Genomic DNA, 16,497 nt, shown 5'->3' on the forward strand with positions numbered 1-16,497 from the left:
AGTTGGCAGAATTGATTCAGGAAGCGGATTTGCCTCCCGGAGTCGTGAACATCATCACAGGTTTGGCGCGACGGGTGCCGAACTTAGTGGTCCATCCCCTGACGTGGATAAAATCGCGTTTACAGGTTCGACCGACGTCGGCAAGATCATCCAAAGGGCGACCGCCGGACCAACAAAAGGTGACCTCGGAGTTGCTGCAGGCTGAGAATATCATTTTCGAAGACGCACCGCTGGATCAAGCTGTCGAAGGCATCATCAATGGCATCTATTTCCACCAAGTCGTCTGCTGCGCGGGTTCGCGTCTGTTTGTGCAGGAGGGGTAGCGACACGGGTCATCCGAAAGCTCAAAGACAGAATGAAAACCCTGATCGTGGGCGATCCGCTGGATGAAAACACGGGACGTCGGCGCGATTAATTCTGGAAGTCAGCTCAAACGATCCAGGATTACATCAAATCGGGCAAGGAAGGCGCAGAAATGTTCCAGAATGCCTGTTCGTTGCCGGAAAGCTTTTGGTGCCGTCCGACGTTGTTTTGAATGCGTCGCAGAGCCACCGCATCGTGCAAGAGGAGATTGGTCCCGTCTTGGGCAGTCCGATTCCGTACCGTCGAAGAGGTGATCGAAAAGGCCAACAATACGAGCTACGGCCTTAGCGCCGGTTTGGACCGGACAAGGGCTCCAAGATTTCCCAAGTCAGCAGCAAGCTGCGGGCCGGGTGATCTGGGCGAATACGTACAACAAATTCGATCCGCATCACCCTTTGGCGCTAAGGGAAAGCGGCTTCGGCAGGAAGGCGGACTGCACGGGCTGGGGGCCTATGTGCGGTTTTGATCTAATTCAATGATTCAGAAGTGAGTATTGCGAAAGCATCGTATTGATACAGAATACAATGGCAAAGACAAAAACACCAGCGGAAGGCAGCAAAAACAACGGCAAGAAGCCCGTTGCACCACCTGTTGCAAAGACATCGGCCAAGGCCGAAACGGTCGCCAAGGCTACGCCCAAGGCCCCGCCGATCGCCAAGGCGACGACACAACCCGTTGCGGCAGCCAAGCCCTTGACCCCGCCCGCTCCAAGCAACGGCAAGGAAGCCAAAGCCGCTACCGCCCCGCCGAAGATACGTGCGCTTGAACGTCCAAAAGACCTACAAGCTTCTACATCGGCGGAGGCTTTCCCGCACCGAATCCGGACGCTACATCGGCTTTCCAAGAATGCCGCCGGCGAACTCATTGCCAACTATTGCCGTGGCTCACGCAAGGATTTCCGCAATGCCGTCGTCGTTGCCCGCAATGCCTTCAATGGTTGGGCCAACCGCGCCCATTTCAACCGCGGGCAGATCCTCTACCGCATCGCCGAGATGATGGAAGGCCGCAGGGCGCAGTTCACCGCCGAACTCGTGGACCAAGGCTTGACCTTCGCTGCGGCAGAAAACGAAGTTTCCGCAGCCATCGACCGCATGGTCTACTACGCCGGATGGTGCGACAAGTACCAGCAGATTTTCAGTTCGGTGAATGCCGTCTCGTCGAGCCATTTTGACTTCTCGATGCAGGAGGCGATGGGCGTGATTTCGGTGTTTGCGCCGAAGGAACATGGTTTGCTCGGACTCGTTTCCGTGGTAGCGCCGCTGATTGCGGGTGGCAACACGGTCATTGTCTTGGCTTCCGAGCAATTCCCGCTCACCGCGATCACATTCGCGGAGGTCATCAACAGCAGCGACGTGCCCGGCGGGGTCGTCAACATCCTAACGGGCCTCCAATCCGAACTGAAAGACCATTTCTCGACCCACATGGATGTCAATGGAATGGTCTATGCCGGCAAAGACACCGCGATGATCGCCACCCTTCAGAAAAATGCAACCAACAACGTCAAGCGCATCCTCGTGAACAAAACCGAGGATTGGTTTGCCGATGCCGCACAAAGCCCTTACCTCATCGCCGAGGCACAGGAAGTCAAGACAACTTGGCACCCCGTGGGAGTTTGAGTTCGAGGAAACAGTTCGAGGGAGGGTTTGCGTCTTCGGCGCTACCCGCAATGCGTTGTGAGCGCCGATGACGCTACGGGGGCTATTGGAAGGCTTTGCCAGATAGCGGGATAAACTTGCTGTTTCAACAACTCAATTGTCCAGAATGTTAGTGGAGATGGAGAAATTTGATGCCCCAATGAGAAAATATGATCGTGGTTGCACCAATGGGTCTTCGGTCACTTGGATCACCCCCTTGAGAGAGATGTATTTTGCCGGATCGACCCTGATTTTGATTTTCGGAGTCGATAATAACCGGGTTCGCCAATCTTTTGCCGTGCGATACGAGTTGGATGGAACCATCTGCTTGCATATCCAGGCGCAAGATGACGGTGACATTGCCTTTGGGGAGTGGAAAAACAACCCTTACAAAATGGCGGTTCAATTCTGGGATAAAGCAGGCGGATAGAATCCCGCATAAACTACGCGGTTCGTTTTGAGCGTTTTGCGAAGCCAGCAAGTCAACTGGTTGGCCTCGTTTTGGTCTCTGAGCCGGATGATTTCGCTTCCCATGCCGCGACTTGTTTCCAGTGGTTCCAATGGAATGTTGAGTTGATTCATCCGTGTGCTGACAAGTTGGATGAGCAAACGTGCAAAGGGTCGTATGAAGCTGTACCATTGCGACCAAACCTCCAATTTGTATTGGCCGGTATGCTCATAAAACTCCGCTATTTTGGGATTCAGCAGTTGTGACTTTGGATCAGCAGGGTCCAGAAGGATGCGAAAGTCCTGCAAAAGGCCAATCGAAGGATCATTTTCTGTGACTTGTAAGCCCTCCTTTGCGGCATAGTCCTTGTAGAAATTCTCGCCCACCAAATGATTGTCTGCGGTCGGACCATCGAGCCAGCCCATCTTCGACAGGTCAATCCGCCTTCCCGTTGTGGCAATCCAGAGGTTGATGATCGCTTGAAGGAGTTTTCCAATCATGGCTGCAATTGTAGTTGAATAGGCAATTTGCAAAGAAAATCTCCTTCGTCCACCAACAGGCGCCAAGACTTGGGAGAAACGATAGGATACTTACCACGGAATGCCTTGGGCCAAATGCCATCCGCAATCACATGATTTCAAATTAAATTGGAACTCGAGAATTTTGCGAATTTTGCCGCGTCGAGAGACAATCTAGTTGCAGGAAGGAGTCAAAATGAAAATCAAAATTATCGGTTTCCAGTGGGTTTGGTTGGTCATTCTGATGACACTGTCAGGACATTTATTCGCCCAGCGCCCAATCTCCGGCACCGTCAAGGACGAAAAGGGCAAAGGCATCGCCTACGCCCGCGTGATGATCAAAAGTACCACGGTGGGTACAGTCACCGATACGCTGGGAAAATTTAACCTCAAGTCCAAGGGCAACGGTCCCGACACCCTCGTCGTTTCTTACCTGGGCTACACGACCCTCAATTTTCCGGTCGCTGCGGGGGCGGATGCCAGCAACCTGAACCTCAAAATGAAGGAGGTCGAGAGCACCATCAACGATGTGGTCATCACAGCCGGCATGATTGAGGCGAGCAACGAAAGCAATGTGGCCGTCCTCAAGCCGCTTGACATTGTGACGACTGCAGGTAGCCAAGGCGATATCGCCGGCGCGATCCAAACCCTTCCCGGCGTGCAGCGCAACGGTGGCGACCAAACCGGACTCATGGTGCGTGGCGGTGATGTGAGCGAAACAGCCGTGATCGTGGATGGGACAATTGCCCAAAATGCATTCGGCCCCGCAGTGCCTGGCGTGGGTGCAAGAAGCCGATTCAGCCCATTTCAGTTTAAGGGAACGGCCTTCAGCTCAGGTGGATACAGTGTGCGCTACGGCCAAGCAATGTCTTCGGTGTTGGATTTGCAAACCAATGACATGCCCGACGAAAGCACCATCAATTTCGGCTTGAACATGGCGGGCGTTTATTTCTCCGGTGCCAAAAAGTTTGAAAACAGCGCGGTTGAATTTGCTGCGAATTACACCAACGTGGCACCGTTTTTCCTGCTTGCCGCTGCGAATGTCGATTTTTATGCGCCACCAACAGGCGCTGGATTTTCCGGTCGATGGGTGAGCAAGGTCGGCGGAGACAAGGGCATTTTCAAGATGAATTTCAATCAGACCTTCAGCAAAGTCGGCATTGAAATTCCCGATCCGGCATCGCCCGGCGAAAAGATCAATTTCTTGATCAAAAACGAATACACCTTTTTCAATGCCAGCTTCTCCTATTGGCTCCGTCCGACGTGGAAAGTCTTCACCGCAGTGGCTTACAGCGACAATACCGACGACATCGAATGGGGCACTTTCCCCTCGCAGCGCGCAGACAACCGCACGCAAGCGCGTGGCGAACTGCTTTGGCTCCCCAAAGCCCGCCTCAGTTTCTTGCTCGGGACCGATTTGCAGCGGTATCGGTACACCCAACGCTTTGATACGCTCTTGGGTGGATTCGACGAATTTATCCCGGCCGGTTATTTCGAAGCACAATGGAAACCCAAAAGTTGGCTTGGATTCAAAGCAGGTGTCCGCGCGGAATACAGCCAATTGCTTGCCAAAGGCAATGTCGCGCCAAGAGCTTCGTTGGCTGTGAAAACGGGCGCGAACAGCCAGATTTCGATGGCAGGAGGCTATTTTTACCAAGCTCCGCAACCCAATTACCTGCTTTTCGGCTATCGCCCGGACTTTCAACACAGCATTCACAGCCTGCTCAACTACCAATGGATGCGCGATGACCGCACGATTCGCGTCGAAGCCTATTGGAAGCTCTACAACAACCTGATTTTGGAGAATGGAATTCCCTATTCGCCCAATCAATTCCGCTTTTACTACGGCCAAGTGGACAATGGCGGCAGCGGCTACGCACGCGGCATCGACGTATTCTGGCGCGACCGGAAGTCCATCAAAAACTTTGATTATTGGATTTCTTACAGCTTCATTGACACCGAGCGTCAATACCAAAATTATCCCGAGCAGGCCACCCCGGATTTCGTCTCGACCCACAACCTCAATGTGATCACGAAATATTGGTGGAACAAGCCGCAGATCAGCATCAACGTCAGCTACAATTACGCAAGCGGCAGACCTTATTACGATCCGCTGGCAACTTCATTCTTGTCTGACAATGCGCCCGATTTCCACAACGTGTCTTTGAGCGTGGCACATTTGCGCTCGCTCAAGAAGATTTTTGCTGTGTTTTATGGAGGTCTGGACAACGTATTGAACCAAAAGAACGTATTGGGCTATCGTTACTCGTCAACTGGATTGGAACGTTATCCGATTTTGCCACCCTTGTACCGCTCTGTATTCGTAGGAGCCAATTTCTCCTTGTCCAAATTCAATAAAGATGAATTGTAATTACATGAAGAAGATCAACTTGAAATTCACCCTTTTGATTGCCCTGATGGCCTTTGGTTTTTTTGCTGCCAAGGCTCAAACGCTGGAAGAGACCATTGCAAAAAATCTCCCCAACCTCGGGATGGAAAAGCCCCTGAACGAACTCATGGGTACCATGGCGCAGTTCGACTTGGCAGTGGGGCAATATCCGGAGGAATGGGCGGCCAACTATTACGCAGCATTTGCAAAGGCAACCGTTTCCTACGTCGTCAAGGAAGCCGCACAACGTGACATGCTGCTCGATGAGGCGGATGTATACGTTGCCAAAGCGATCGAATTGGGTGCCAATAACTCGGAGACCTTTGTGGTAGCCGCCATGGTCGCCAATGCGCGTTTGGCGGTCGATGGGCAAAACCGTTGGCAGAAGTATGGCGCACTATTTTCCGAAAATTTGGAGAAGGCCAAAGCACTCAATGCTGACAACCCACGGATTTATTATCTCAAAGGCACGTCCTTGTTTTATACACCGGAGATGTTTGGCGGCGGGAAGAAGGTTGCTTTGCCATTCTTCGAGCAAGCCAAACCTTTGTTTGCCAAGGAAAATAAGGGCTCCGTTTTGATCCCGCATTGGGGATCCGAACCCAACGATTATTTCATCTCCGAATGCAATAAGACGGATGAGGAGCCGATTCAGGAGGAGCCAAAAGGCAAAAAAGAGAAGAAAAAGAAGAATGAATGATCCGTTTGGGGTTTCCCAACTGAATGTCATTGCAAAAATGGGGGTCCTTGGGCTCCCATTTTTGTTTCTCGTTTTCCTTGAGCAAATTGAGGAATGGAAATCATCCTTCGGCCGATAGAAATGCAAGACGCCGCGGAAGTCGCAAGGCTTTCGGGGCAGTTTGGTTATCCTGTGACGAAGGAGGAGATGCAAATGCGACTCTCCGAAATGCTGACTTCGAGTACGGATTGGCTGTGGGTGGCCGAATCGAATGGGCAAGTGGTCGCGTGGATGCAGGCGACCGCGATGGCCCGCTTGGAGAGCGGGCGATTTCTGGAGATCACGGGTTTTGTCGTCGATGAAACGCAGCGCAGCCGCGGCGTCGGAGGCAAAATGCTGGCATTGGTGACGGATTTTGGAAAGGAGAACGGATTTGAGCGATTGGTCGTCCGGTCGAATGTCATGCGCAACCGTGCCCATGGGTTTTATTTGAAAAATGGATTCGAAGAAAAGAAACAGCAGAAAGTCTTCGAAAAACGCATTTTCCACGCTGGAGGCTGAATATACACTTTTCAAAAGAGATGAAAAAGATCACCATTTTGATTTTGGGAATCGTTGCCACAGCCTGTTCGGTGTTGGCACAGGGGAATCCGCCATGGGAAAATCCGCTGTTGATCGCGACGTCGAGCGACGGGCTTGTCTTTTCACCGCCTACCATGTTTCAGGATTCCTCCGGCGTACCCTCGGTGATAAGATGGAAAGGCGATACCCTGATATGTGCCTTTCAATGGTTCCGCCAACCCATGGGTTCTCCGTCGTGGGACCGTGTTGCTGTGAAATATTCCTACGATGCAGGTTTGTCATGGACGGCACCCACGCCCATAGTGGTCAACGGCTTGCCCGGCAACTACCAGCGGCCGTTTGATCCCACTTTGGTCGCCATTCCCGGCACGGACAGTATCCGTATCTTCTTTTCCAGCAGCGAAGGGATTCCTCAAATGGGACTTGACAGCACGATCAACTGTTATTCTGCAGTGAGTACCGATGGTTTGAATTACGCCTTCGAACCGGGGCCGAGATATGATCGGCTGCACGAAAAATTGATTGATCCTGCTGTCGCAATTTTTAATGGTATTTGGCATTACACCGCCCCCGCAGGGGCTCCACAAGACGGTGCATACCATTGCACAGCGTCCAATGGCCTGAATTTCAGTAATGTCGGCCACATTTCCAGCGATGCAACCCACAATTGGACCGGAAACCTGATGCTGGAAAATGCGACACAAATGCGCTTCTACGGCAGCGGACCCAATATTTGGTACCGTTCGACCCTGGACGGCACGGGTTGGGCACCCTATCAAACCACCAATTTGGTGGGAGGGGACCCGAGCGCATTGAAAGTTGCGAATGGAAATTACCTGATCGTCTATGTCGGCCCTCCCGGATTTGTTGCGGTAGCGGAAGCCCAAAGTTTCCAGGTCACGGTTTTCCCAAATCCAGGCCGGGATCGCCTGCGTGTACGGGGTGCGCAAGGAGAAAACTTGCATTGTGAACTCTCCAATCTCGCTGGGCAGTTGCTCGGCAATTGGGAGTTTGAAACGGAAGCCGACATCAACGTTGCGGAATTTGCCAAAGGCTGCTACATTCTTCGTATTCGCTCTGTTACCGAATCAAAAGCAGTCTTGTGGATCAAAGAATAAGATACTTCTGGCCGTTTTTGCATTCCTCCAGATTGATTGCGATATTCCGTTTATGAAGAAAACAATTGCATCTTACTTCTTGGCAATCATTGCTTTGTCAATCCTTTGGACAGGATGCGACGACTGCGGTCCCGAGGCAGACAAGAACTATGTCTACGAACTGTCAAGCAGGGCCCAAGGATACGTGCCGTATGCCATTGGTGATAGCTTTGTGATGCTGGACTCCGTTGGTAATCAGCTTACTTATGCGGTGATGACCCGCGGCATCGCGCCCGTCGAGGAACGAGAAAACGAGTGCAGCGCCTTGGAAACCATGGACAAACTGCAAGTGGGTATGAACCAAAATCTTACCGCAAATGCATTAACGGTCTCCTTGCAGCAGATGGGGAAGGAAAGCGAAGGTGCTGGATCGCGCTTGACGGTTTGTATTGAATCGGCTTGTTTTTCGGCTGACCTTGATTCTTTGGGCGCACTCAAAACGGGGACATCCTCCGGCGCCATTTCGCACAATTCTTTGGTTGTCGGCAATCAAAACTATTTGAATGTCATTGAATTGCATCGGTCAAATGCCGATTCATCCCAAGCCCACATTGTTTGGTACAGCACACAACAAGGTGTGTTGCGTTACCAAAAACTCAACGGGGAAATTTGGTCACTTCCTTGAGATTGTTGGTTTCATGTAGACCAGCGAATCAAGACCGCGTCCCTTGCGGAAGTCTTGACACCATTGGCTTGCCTGTTCGGGATTGAAGCTGATAATACCTTCATCCCAGAGGTATTGCAACGCTTTTTTCTCCCGTCGGGAAATGCCTCCGTCGATGATCATCCCCATGACGATCAACTTGGAATACGCGGATTTGATCTCAGGCTCGCTGTCCTTGATTTTTTTCAAGAAGGCCATCCGATCTGATTCCATATCCTTAAAGTGCTTGAGGTCAAATACTTCTACCAACCGCTTGACCAAAAGATAATGGTTGTGATGAAAGCTGCGTTTCACCGTCACCACGTACTGCATGGCATCAAAAATGTTCTGCCGGAAGTTGCGGTCCTCATAAAGGGAATCCACCTCCTTGCAGAGTTGTTGGATTAAGCCCGGCGCCATGATATAGACCTCCGCAGCGCGGATCACCTTCCATGAAGCCCAGGCATTCCAGACAAAAAACAGCGGAATTCCCGCCGAATCGCCCACCACGCTGGCATATTGACGCGCTTCATTGCGAACAAAGGCCTTCACGACCACAAACCGAAGGAGAAAACTCGCCAACGTCGCCCGAAACAAGTTCCACAAAGTGAAAATTAACAGATAAAACCGCGGAGTGTCTTCGTAGGGGTCAATCCCAAACTGCAGCGTCTCTTTGTTTTTGCTTTCCAGCCCCACGGTAAACAGCTGCTCTACATGCAAGTCGTAGTTGGGATCGCGGCGATCGGGAAATCCGCACGCATTGGCGGTGTCGGCCACAGCCCAGATGTTGAGTCGGGTCAGGAAAAACAATTCCATGAGCACCAAAATGATACTCCAAAGCTGCTTCCCCCAATTGAATTTGCCGAGCAAGGGCAGTTCCCAAGGTAGCACCAATGTTTTCCACCATTCCGGCCAGATATAGATGGGGACGTAGTAGATCAGGACAAAAAAGGCGCCGTAGGCACCTGCGGTCAGCAAGGTTGTGCGGCGTACCCGTGCCATCCATGCAAGCTCCTTTTCGTTGAGGATATGGTGGGCATCCTCGGGAAATGGTTTGTCGGCCTGCAACTTTAAAAAGTAGTTGTAGGCAAGCCGATGATGCAGGGGCCGTTTCTTTTTCTTTTCTGACATGGGGATGAAAAACACTGCAAAATACAAAAAACAGCATCCATTTTCCTGAGCAGCCAAAAAACAAAGAAGCTGTTGACAACCAAGTTTGTTTGCTTTCAGAAAGGGGATTACATTCGTAGTGTCAAAATCTCTAACAAAGTCAAAAACATGAAAAAAGTAGTCTTGTCAGTCGCGTTGATGCTTGCAGCATTTGTCGGATTTGCTCAGTGTAAAATGGACAGCGATGGCCGTACGCTTCGCAATTCCAGCAATTCGTCCATCGGGCGAATCGACAGCGATGGGGTAACCATCCGCAACAGCAGCAACAGCTCCGTCGGCCGCGTCGACAGCGATGGTGTGACCATTCGCAACAGCAGCAATTCAACCGTGTTGAAAGTTGATGGAAATACCATTCGCAACAGCAGCAACAGCTCCATCGCAACCTTGAGCGATGTTTCGCGTGCATTGGGTGTTTCCAATCCGAAGCCCGTGCATGTGGCTTTGTGGTGGTTCCTCTGCAAAAACTAATCCTGCGGGATCGGAAAAGAAAAAGGCTGCCCTGAATGGGGCGGCCTTTTTTCATGTCGTTCCGTTAGAATTTGCCAAATTGGTTCCGAATGAGATCTGAAGTAATGCAAGATATTTATGACCCCAAATTTGTCGAGGAGCTTTTTGACGAAATGAGCGGCTCCTACGAAAGGATGAACTATATCACATCCTTCGGATTCAGTGCGCGCTGGCGAAGGCAATTGGTCGAGCAGGCGAAACTGCAGGAAGGACAGGTTGTCGCCGATTTGCTCACCGGCATGGGCGAATGTTGGAAGCCGATTCTGAAACAAGTCGGTCCTCAGGGGAAGCTCATTGCACTCGATTTTTCTGAAGGGATGCTGCGCTTTGCACGCGCCTACCAACAGAAATTTCCCGGAGCGGATATTCAGATACTTCAAGAAGACCTTTTTGAAAACAGCATCCCCAATCAATCCGTGGACCGCGTGATTTCGGGGTTTGGCATGAAGACATTTTCCGAAGCCCAAATTCATTCCTTCGCCAAAGAAGTCTATCGCATGTTGAAACCGGGCGGGAAATTGAGCTTCATGGATGTCTCAGTGCCGAATAACAAGCTGCTGCGATGGCCGTATTTCTTCTATCTGAAGCGGGTCATTCCGGTCTTGGGATGGTTGTTCATTGGCAATCCGGAAAATTACCGCATGTTGGGCATTTACAGCGAACGGTTTGGCAATGCCGAGAAATTTGCCAGAATTTTCCGGGAACATGGTTTGCAAGTAGAACATCAAGCGTATTTTTATGGCTGTGCCTCGGGATTGGTTGGGAGCAAGCCAAACTGATCCCTTTACCCAGAAAAAAGAATGGAACCCACGTATTTCGCAACCCCGGAGGACTTTCGCAATTGGTTTTTGGCCAATCATTTGCATGCAAAGGAACTTGTGGTCGGCTACTACAAAAAAGGCAGCAAGATTCAGAGTATCGATTGGCCACAGTCGGTCGATCAGGCGCTTTGCTTCGGGTGGATCGATGGTGTACGCAGGTCCGTCGACGCCAACCGCTACAGCATTCGCTTCACCCCCAGAAGAAAAAACAGCATCTGGAGTTCGGTAAATCTCAAACGCATCGTCGAATTGGACGAGATGGGATTGTTGACGGACGCCGGGAGGAAGGTTTGGGAGGAACGAAATCCGGAGAAGTGCGAAGTCTATTCATTTGAGCAGCAGAGTCATGGACTGAGTCCGCAGTACGAGGCTCAATTTCAGGCGAATGCAGATGCTTGGGCGAATTTTAACCGGATGATTCCCAGCTACAAAAAGCCTGCGATGTGGTGGGTGATGAGCGCTAAACAAGTGGCGACACAGGAAAAGCGATTGGCCATTTTGATCGAATGTTCAGAAGCCAATCGCAAGATTCCTTCCCTGCGAAGGAAACCGGAAGAGTAGCCGAACTGCGACAACCCGGCTATTCTGCAGTCTCCAAATGGAATTTCGCCGTGAACCGCCATCCCTGAACGGTGTTGACGCAGTCGTCGATGTCCAGGACAAATTCCTTGCGTTTGATTTTGAAACGAACCAAGAGGTCAGATTTTTCGACCAACTGCGTTTCGGATTCATCCTGTTTTTTGATGCTCACAAATTTGATTTTCGACAAATCTTCCTTTTGCAAGCCTTCCATCAACGCTGCATACGCCCGGTCAAAATTGGCTTTCATTTTGGGCATTGCCGCATTGAACCTTTCGATTTCCAGTCGTTGTTCCGCGGTGTCGAGTCCGGTTGCCGCCATCGTCGCCCGCGCTGCTTCCTCGCTGATCATCAAGGGTTCAAGTGCAGTTTGACTTTTCTCTGCAATTGCCTGCACGAAATTCTTTCCAAAATCGTCAAGACCGGCATTGCCTTGTGCAACCAGAAAGTTGGCTATCAAACCGAAAGCAAATGCAAGTATCCAGGGTGACTTTTTCATCAATGTCGATTTTTCAATCATGTAGGGAGAGCCATTGTCCTGTTGACCTTGGCGGTATTCAAAGATAATACGATTCAAAAATAAATGGCATCAATCCAGTCCCAAATCCGAGCGAATGCGCATTTCCTTGGGAAAGTGGTTGTTGATGCGCCCTTGTAAGGCCTTGATCCATCCCAAGTTGCGACCTTTGTAGCGCACAATTCCCCAGCCGATCCAGCCGGGATGGTCTTGGTGCAATTCCGTACGTTTCAGGAAGCGAAGGGCTTGCTCAAGGTCCAAATCCGATGTCGGAATGTCCTTGCTTTGGCATTCACTCATGGCGAGGTCGTGGTCGGGCACGAGGTTGTCGCGCTTGAATTCGCCGAGTTTGATACCGATTTTGATGGTATTCAGTTGGCCTGCGGCGCTCGTGAGTACGTCTTCGTGCTCAATTGGAATCGCAAAAGCGGTTTCTCCAAGGAGGTAAAACGCGTAGTTTTCGGGCTGATCGAGCCATGATCCAAGGTACTCTTTTTGTTTGCGGGTGGCCGCCACCAATCCTTCGCGCTCGCGTGCGGCGGCATGCTGCTTTTTCGCTTTTTTACTGTTGGCCGGTGGAGCAACTTGTTGTTTGCCGGGGGCCATTTTCTCCAGACAGGCCAAGAAAAACCCTTCGCCTTTGACCTTGTGCGGATAACAATGGTAGGTATGACGCATTTCGGGGGAATAACCTTCCGTGGTACCCGGCGTGAGACCCCATTCGGCAGGAAGCCCCAAAGGCACGATCCGGAACATCCCTGGGACTTCATTGAGCAGCCACTGAATCACCGCTTCATTTTCCGTCGGATTGTATGTGCAGGTGCTGTAAATCAGCCGTCCGCCGGGCGCGAGGGCATCCATGACGTATTCAAGAATCTCGCGTTGCCGGTTGGCGCATTCCTGCACCATTTTGGGCGACCAATGGCCGATGACCTTGGGGTCCTTGCGAAACATGCCTTCGCCCGAACATGGCGCGTCGATCACGATCAGGTCAAAGGCATTGTGAATGCCCGCAAAATCCCGCGGATGATTGCAGGTGACCAAAACATTCGGATTGCCCCAACGGCTGAGATTTTCCTCGAGAATCTGTGCCCGGTTGCGCACGATCTCGTTGGAAACCAGCGTGCTAGCGGCTGACATATTCGCAGCGAGCAAAGTACTTTTCCCGCCGGGCGCGGCACAGAGGTCGAGAATCCGCAGGTCCTTGGAAAAATCCGCTGCCGCACCGATCAGCATCGAACTCGCCTCCTGCACATAAAATGCCCCGGCATAGATCAGCGGGTCCTTGAAAAAAGACGGCCTTTCGTCGAGATAAAGACCATCCTTGGCCCAAGGAATCGGACTTGTTCCCTCAAACGAAGCCCCCGCCTTGGCGGGATTCAGACGCAACGAAGTGGGGGGCGTACCATTCAAAGCCTCGATAAAGGCCTCAAATTCAGCACCCAGCTGTTGCTTCATGCGTTCGACAAAATAGGAGGGAAGGGGTAGGGGCATGGGAAAACCGGGGTCAATTGATCAGTTTGTAAATTTGAGCGAGTGCAAGAGTCAGTCCATTTTCAAGATGGGCTTCAATATTCTTCGCTTTGGCATCAATGTTTTCGTCTTGGATTGAAACTAAATGCGGCGGTAATGAATGGAACGGTTGCGTTGCAATAATAAATGCGTGATTGCTTGAAGGTTCATAATGATACATTGCGATCGCCAGGACCACCATTTCTGGATCGTATTCATGAAGAACAACTCTAATGTTGTAGCGTAAATTCAATTCCATTGCGAAAATGGAAACGTCTAAGTACCCTGTTCTACTATTCTTGAGCAACGAATACTGATAACGTTCTGCATACTTTCCCAGACCCCAAACGCTGTTTGGTAGATATCCTGGATCCATCCCGTTGCCTTGAAAAGTAACTTCTGCATTTTGACCGAATAACTCCTGTAATGAGGCCTTCCGTTCAAGCAGATATTTCTCGCATATTTTGACAATTTGGCTTCTTCGAACCTTTAAAATGTTTTCGTACTCATCTCGCTGCCGTATATCCTCCAAAACGATGTTTCGCTTCTCGAATAGCTTCTTCGCCAGCAGATTCTGAACTACTTCCAACGACTCCGATCCCACCTCGGCCACATTCAACGCCCGCTCAATCTGCCGTTTCTGGATAACCGCAAAGTAGCTCACCAAATCCGACGGTTGGCCAGCATCTGCCTTTTCCAAGGCCAGAATGTACTTTACCTTGGCTTCCTCCCGCAAAACCGTGATCGGAAACAGTTCGTGTTTGATCAAAATCAAGGAAGCCAAAAGCCTGACGACGCGTCCGTTCCCATCTTGAAAGGGATGAATCGTGGTGAATGCATGGTGAACCCACCCTGCAATGATCAGCGGATGAATTTTGTCCTCCTCCAAGGCATGATAAATATTCACCAACTGCTCCATCTCGGCAGAGACATGGATCGGAGGACAATACATAATGATCGTACCATCGGAGCGGGTTGGATTGTTTTCCCATTCCTTGTACTTGCCTTTGACGAGCTTGATTTTGGTTTTGTTTCCCTGCGAATCACGTCCCTCGGCGGATTCTTGGCTGCGTGTGACCAATTGATGGAGGTCGCGAATAAAGCCAACTGTCAAAGGGCGGTCTTCCTTGATCAGGTCAAAAACAAAATCCATCGCCTCCAAATGATCGTTCAAGTGCCGCATCAGTTGATCCGATGGGATATTTGAATCGCCATGACTGAGCAGACCGTCAATGAAGCCTTTTTCGATCAACGTCTCGGTGACACCCCGTTCGATGTCATACAAACGCTCCACGACACCCGTTTCAATGGCATGTTCACGTTTTAGTTTCCCCAAAAAGCCCTGAAATTCAGCGGAATCCAATCTGAGCCTTGCCCGCCTTGCAAACCAGGCACTCGACAGGTCGTCCAAGATGGACGTATCTGCGATCCGCCATTCATCCCCGAATGTGATGGGTTTCCAAAGTCGATGGATTTTCTGTTCCGCCATGCCCCGAAGTTAACGAAATCCCCAACCCCATGAAAACGCACATGTAAGGAAACGCTCGCCAAGTGACGCAGTTGGGAAGGGCAATGCGGGATTTTTTCATTCGTACAGTGATTCGTCGAGAATTCTATCACACACTTGTGGTAGAATCTGCATGTTATCAAAACTGTCAATGAAGTCATTAATTTTCTAAACAAATTACAATTCGGGGCGTAGAAAGATAACAATTCGGATGCTAAGCCGGATTTTTTCTGCTCGTTTGATCAATTCCAACTACGTTATGAAAAACTACACCGTCGTGTTGCTGATGCTGCTTTTGTGCAGCGCTTTGTCACTCTCGGCCGAACCCACGCGTTACAGCAGGGGCGGCGGAGACCATACCTCCGTTGGTTTGCGCCTCGGATGGGTCGGCGCTCCCAATGGTCTCACGGTGCGACGGGTAGTTACAAATGGCGTTGCCTTCGAATTTGTTGCAGGTTACAACCAGAAGTACGGACGTCACGCCGATCTTCCAATGCTTAAAAAGGGCAACTCCTTTGTCGGAGCAAGTTTTGCGCCGTTCTTTTTGATGAGTGAAGGCAATTTGGGCGTGGCTTTGACCGCTGATATCGGTGCCAGGCTCAATTATCACCACTATCGCTTGATCAGCTCACGGGAGTTTGGGCCCAAAATCACGCCGGAGGTCCTGGGCGGAATCGGTATCCAAATCGAATTTTCTGAATCCGTGGAGCTGTTTGCAGACTTGCACGTGAAATATTTCAACGAACCGCACAACAACTACGTCCCAGGCATCGAAAGTGGCCTCGGATTCAGGATTGTGCTCTGAAAATGTTTTCCACCACCCAGCTTGAAGACCAGGCCGCTGTCAAACGACAGTGGCTTTGGTCGATTTTAAGGGGTGCATTTCGCTTGACATCAATCATCAAGGCCAAAAATGCTGCTCCCTGTGCTTGTACTGTCACTGTTTACCAGCTGATCCTTGGAAGGGCATGAAAATTCGACGTATCCAGCCGGTGGGATAAAAGCGCCTTCGGGGAGATCGATATTTTTGTCGGCATAGACATACTTCATGTAAATCGCCCAAATCGGCAACGCCATGTTGGCGCCTTGACCATAAAGTGTGCGTGTAAAGCGTAGGCGGCGGTCATCACATCCTACCCAAACCCCTGAAACGAGATTCGGCGTGATCCCGATAAACCAACCATCACTATTGTTTTGGGTCGTTCCCGTTTTTCCTGCGATTTGACCGCGGAATTGATAGGTACCACGCAAACGGCCTGCCGTACCACCATAATGGTCCACCACACCTTGCATCATCCTGATCACGGTAAAGGCGGTATTCGCACTCACTGCTTCACGGGACTGCGGCTTGTTTTCAAAGAGGATGTTGCCATTTTTGTCTTCGATGCGGCTGATGACGTAGGGTTTGGTATAGGTGCCGTTGTTGGCGAGGGCGCTGTAGGCACCGACCATCTCGTACACACTCACATCA

General features: G+C 50.8%; 19 protein-coding genes and 1 pseudogene. 12 read left to right on the top strand and 8 right to left on the bottom strand.

Annotation, left to right across the window (positions count from 1 at the left end; genetic code table 11):
- On the top strand, positions 1-323 hold a 323-nt coding region (locus IPN95_31035), incomplete at its 5' end, for an aldehyde dehydrogenase family protein (GenBank protein ID MBK9453751.1).
- A gap of 121 nt (positions 324-444) precedes the next feature.
- Here the strand turns inward: IPN95_31035 and IPN95_31040 are convergent.
- Positions 445-630, bottom strand: coding sequence for a hypothetical protein (locus IPN95_31040; protein ID MBK9453752.1), 186 nt, complete (start codon positions 628-630; stop codon positions 445-447).
- Between the two features lie 205 nt (positions 631-835).
- Positions 836-1,084, bottom strand: a complete 249-nt coding sequence (locus tag IPN95_31045) for a hypothetical protein (GenBank protein MBK9453753.1) — start codon at positions 1,082-1,084, stop codon at positions 836-838.
- 35 nt (positions 1,085-1,119) lie between these two features.
- Here IPN95_31045 and IPN95_31050 point away from each other — a divergent pair.
- A pseudogene (locus IPN95_31050) lies at positions 1,120-1,979 on the top strand (aldehyde dehydrogenase family protein).
- 145 nt (positions 1,980-2,124) lie between these two features.
- Positions 2,125-2,427 (top strand): hypothetical protein, encoded by a 303-nt coding sequence (locus tag IPN95_31055; protein ID MBK9453754.1) that lies wholly within the window; start codon positions 2,125-2,127, stop codon positions 2,425-2,427.
- Here IPN95_31055 and IPN95_31060 read toward each other — a convergent pair.
- On the bottom strand, positions 2,400-2,945 hold the full coding sequence (locus IPN95_31060; protein MBK9453755.1) for a hypothetical protein: 546 nt from the start codon (positions 2,943-2,945) through the stop codon (positions 2,400-2,402). The genes IPN95_31055 and IPN95_31060 overlap by 28 nt on opposite strands.
- A 214-nt stretch (positions 2,946-3,159) precedes the next feature.
- On the opposite strand from IPN95_31060, the gene IPN95_31065 reads away from it, so the two are divergent.
- From IPN95_31065 to IPN95_31085, 5 genes are all read left to right on the top strand, one after another.
- Complete coding sequence (locus IPN95_31065; protein MBK9453756.1) at positions 3,160-5,334, top strand: TonB-dependent receptor; 2,175 nt, start codon at positions 3,160-3,162, stop codon at positions 5,332-5,334.
- Positions 5,324-6,052 (top strand): hypothetical protein, encoded by a 729-nt coding sequence (locus IPN95_31070; protein MBK9453757.1) that lies wholly within the window; start codon positions 5,324-5,326, stop codon positions 6,050-6,052. Before IPN95_31065 ends, IPN95_31070 begins: the two co-directional genes overlap by 11 nt.
- Positions 6,053-6,145: 93 nt before the next feature.
- Positions 6,146-6,592, top strand: coding sequence for a GNAT family N-acetyltransferase (locus IPN95_31075; protein ID MBK9453758.1), 447 nt, complete (start codon positions 6,146-6,148; stop codon positions 6,590-6,592).
- Between the two features lie 20 nt (positions 6,593-6,612).
- The gene (locus IPN95_31080; GenBank protein ID MBK9453759.1) at positions 6,613-7,731 is read left to right on the top strand and encodes a T9SS type A sorting domain-containing protein; all 1,119 of its coding nucleotides are present in this window, start codon (positions 6,613-6,615) and stop codon (positions 7,729-7,731) included.
- Between the two features lie 52 nt (positions 7,732-7,783).
- Positions 7,784-8,395 carry a hypothetical protein gene (locus IPN95_31085; GenBank protein ID MBK9453760.1) on the top strand — a complete coding sequence of 204 codons (612 nt, stop codon included), beginning with the start codon at positions 7,784-7,786 and terminating at the stop codon, positions 8,393-8,395.
- On the opposite strand, the gene IPN95_31090 is transcribed toward IPN95_31085, so the two are convergent.
- Entirely contained in the window at positions 8,384-9,544 is a 1,161-nt protein-coding gene (locus IPN95_31090) for a hypothetical protein (GenBank protein MBK9453761.1), read from the bottom strand. The genes IPN95_31085 and IPN95_31090 overlap by 12 nt on opposite strands.
- Positions 9,545-9,691: 147 nt before the next feature.
- Between IPN95_31090 and IPN95_31095 the strand changes: the two genes are divergently transcribed.
- From IPN95_31095 to IPN95_31105, 3 genes are all read left to right on the top strand, one after another.
- Complete coding sequence (locus IPN95_31095; protein ID MBK9453762.1) at positions 9,692-10,051, top strand: hypothetical protein; 360 nt, start codon at positions 9,692-9,694, stop codon at positions 10,049-10,051.
- Positions 10,052-10,155: 104 nt separating this feature from the next.
- Positions 10,156-10,869 (top strand): class I SAM-dependent methyltransferase, encoded by a 714-nt coding sequence (locus IPN95_31100; GenBank protein MBK9453763.1) that lies wholly within the window; start codon positions 10,156-10,158, stop codon positions 10,867-10,869.
- Positions 10,870-10,890: 21 nt separating this feature from the next.
- Positions 10,891-11,472 (top strand): YdeI/OmpD-associated family protein, encoded by a 582-nt coding sequence (locus IPN95_31105; GenBank protein MBK9453764.1) that lies wholly within the window; start codon positions 10,891-10,893, stop codon positions 11,470-11,472.
- A 19-nt stretch (positions 11,473-11,491) separates the two neighbouring features.
- On the opposite strand, the gene IPN95_31110 is transcribed toward IPN95_31105, so the two are convergent.
- From IPN95_31110 to IPN95_31120, 3 genes are read right to left on the bottom strand one after another with little or no spacing between them, the layout of a single operon-like run.
- The gene (locus tag IPN95_31110) at positions 11,492-12,067 is read right to left on the bottom strand and encodes a hypothetical protein (protein MBK9453765.1); all 576 of its coding nucleotides are present in this window, start codon (positions 12,065-12,067) and stop codon (positions 11,492-11,494) included.
- Positions 12,068-12,079: 12 nt separating this feature from the next.
- A complete protein-coding gene (locus IPN95_31115) occupies positions 12,080-13,501 on the bottom strand; it encodes an RNA methyltransferase (protein ID MBK9453766.1) in 1,422 nt (473 codons plus the stop codon).
- Between the two features lie 13 nt (positions 13,502-13,514).
- Positions 13,515-15,008: a Fic family protein gene (locus tag IPN95_31120; protein MBK9453767.1), complete on the bottom strand. Its 1,494-nt coding sequence runs from the start codon at positions 15,006-15,008 to the stop codon at positions 13,515-13,517.
- A gap of 277 nt (positions 15,009-15,285) precedes the next feature.
- Here IPN95_31120 and IPN95_31125 point away from each other — a divergent pair, with 277 nt between their 5' ends.
- Positions 15,286-15,831, top strand: coding sequence for a hypothetical protein (locus IPN95_31125; GenBank protein MBK9453768.1), 546 nt, complete (start codon positions 15,286-15,288; stop codon positions 15,829-15,831).
- A gap of 89 nt (positions 15,832-15,920) precedes the next feature.
- Here the strand turns inward: IPN95_31125 and IPN95_31130 are convergent, their stop codons facing one another.
- On the bottom strand, positions 15,921-16,493 hold the full coding sequence (locus tag IPN95_31130; protein ID MBK9453769.1) for a hypothetical protein: 573 nt from the start codon (positions 16,491-16,493) through the stop codon (positions 15,921-15,923).
- Between the last annotated feature and the right edge of the window lie 4 nt (positions 16,494-16,497).

This window comes from Bacteroidota bacterium (genome assembly GCA_016718825.1).
Classification (GTDB): domain Bacteria; phylum Bacteroidota; class Bacteroidia; order J057; family JADKCL01; genus JADKCL01.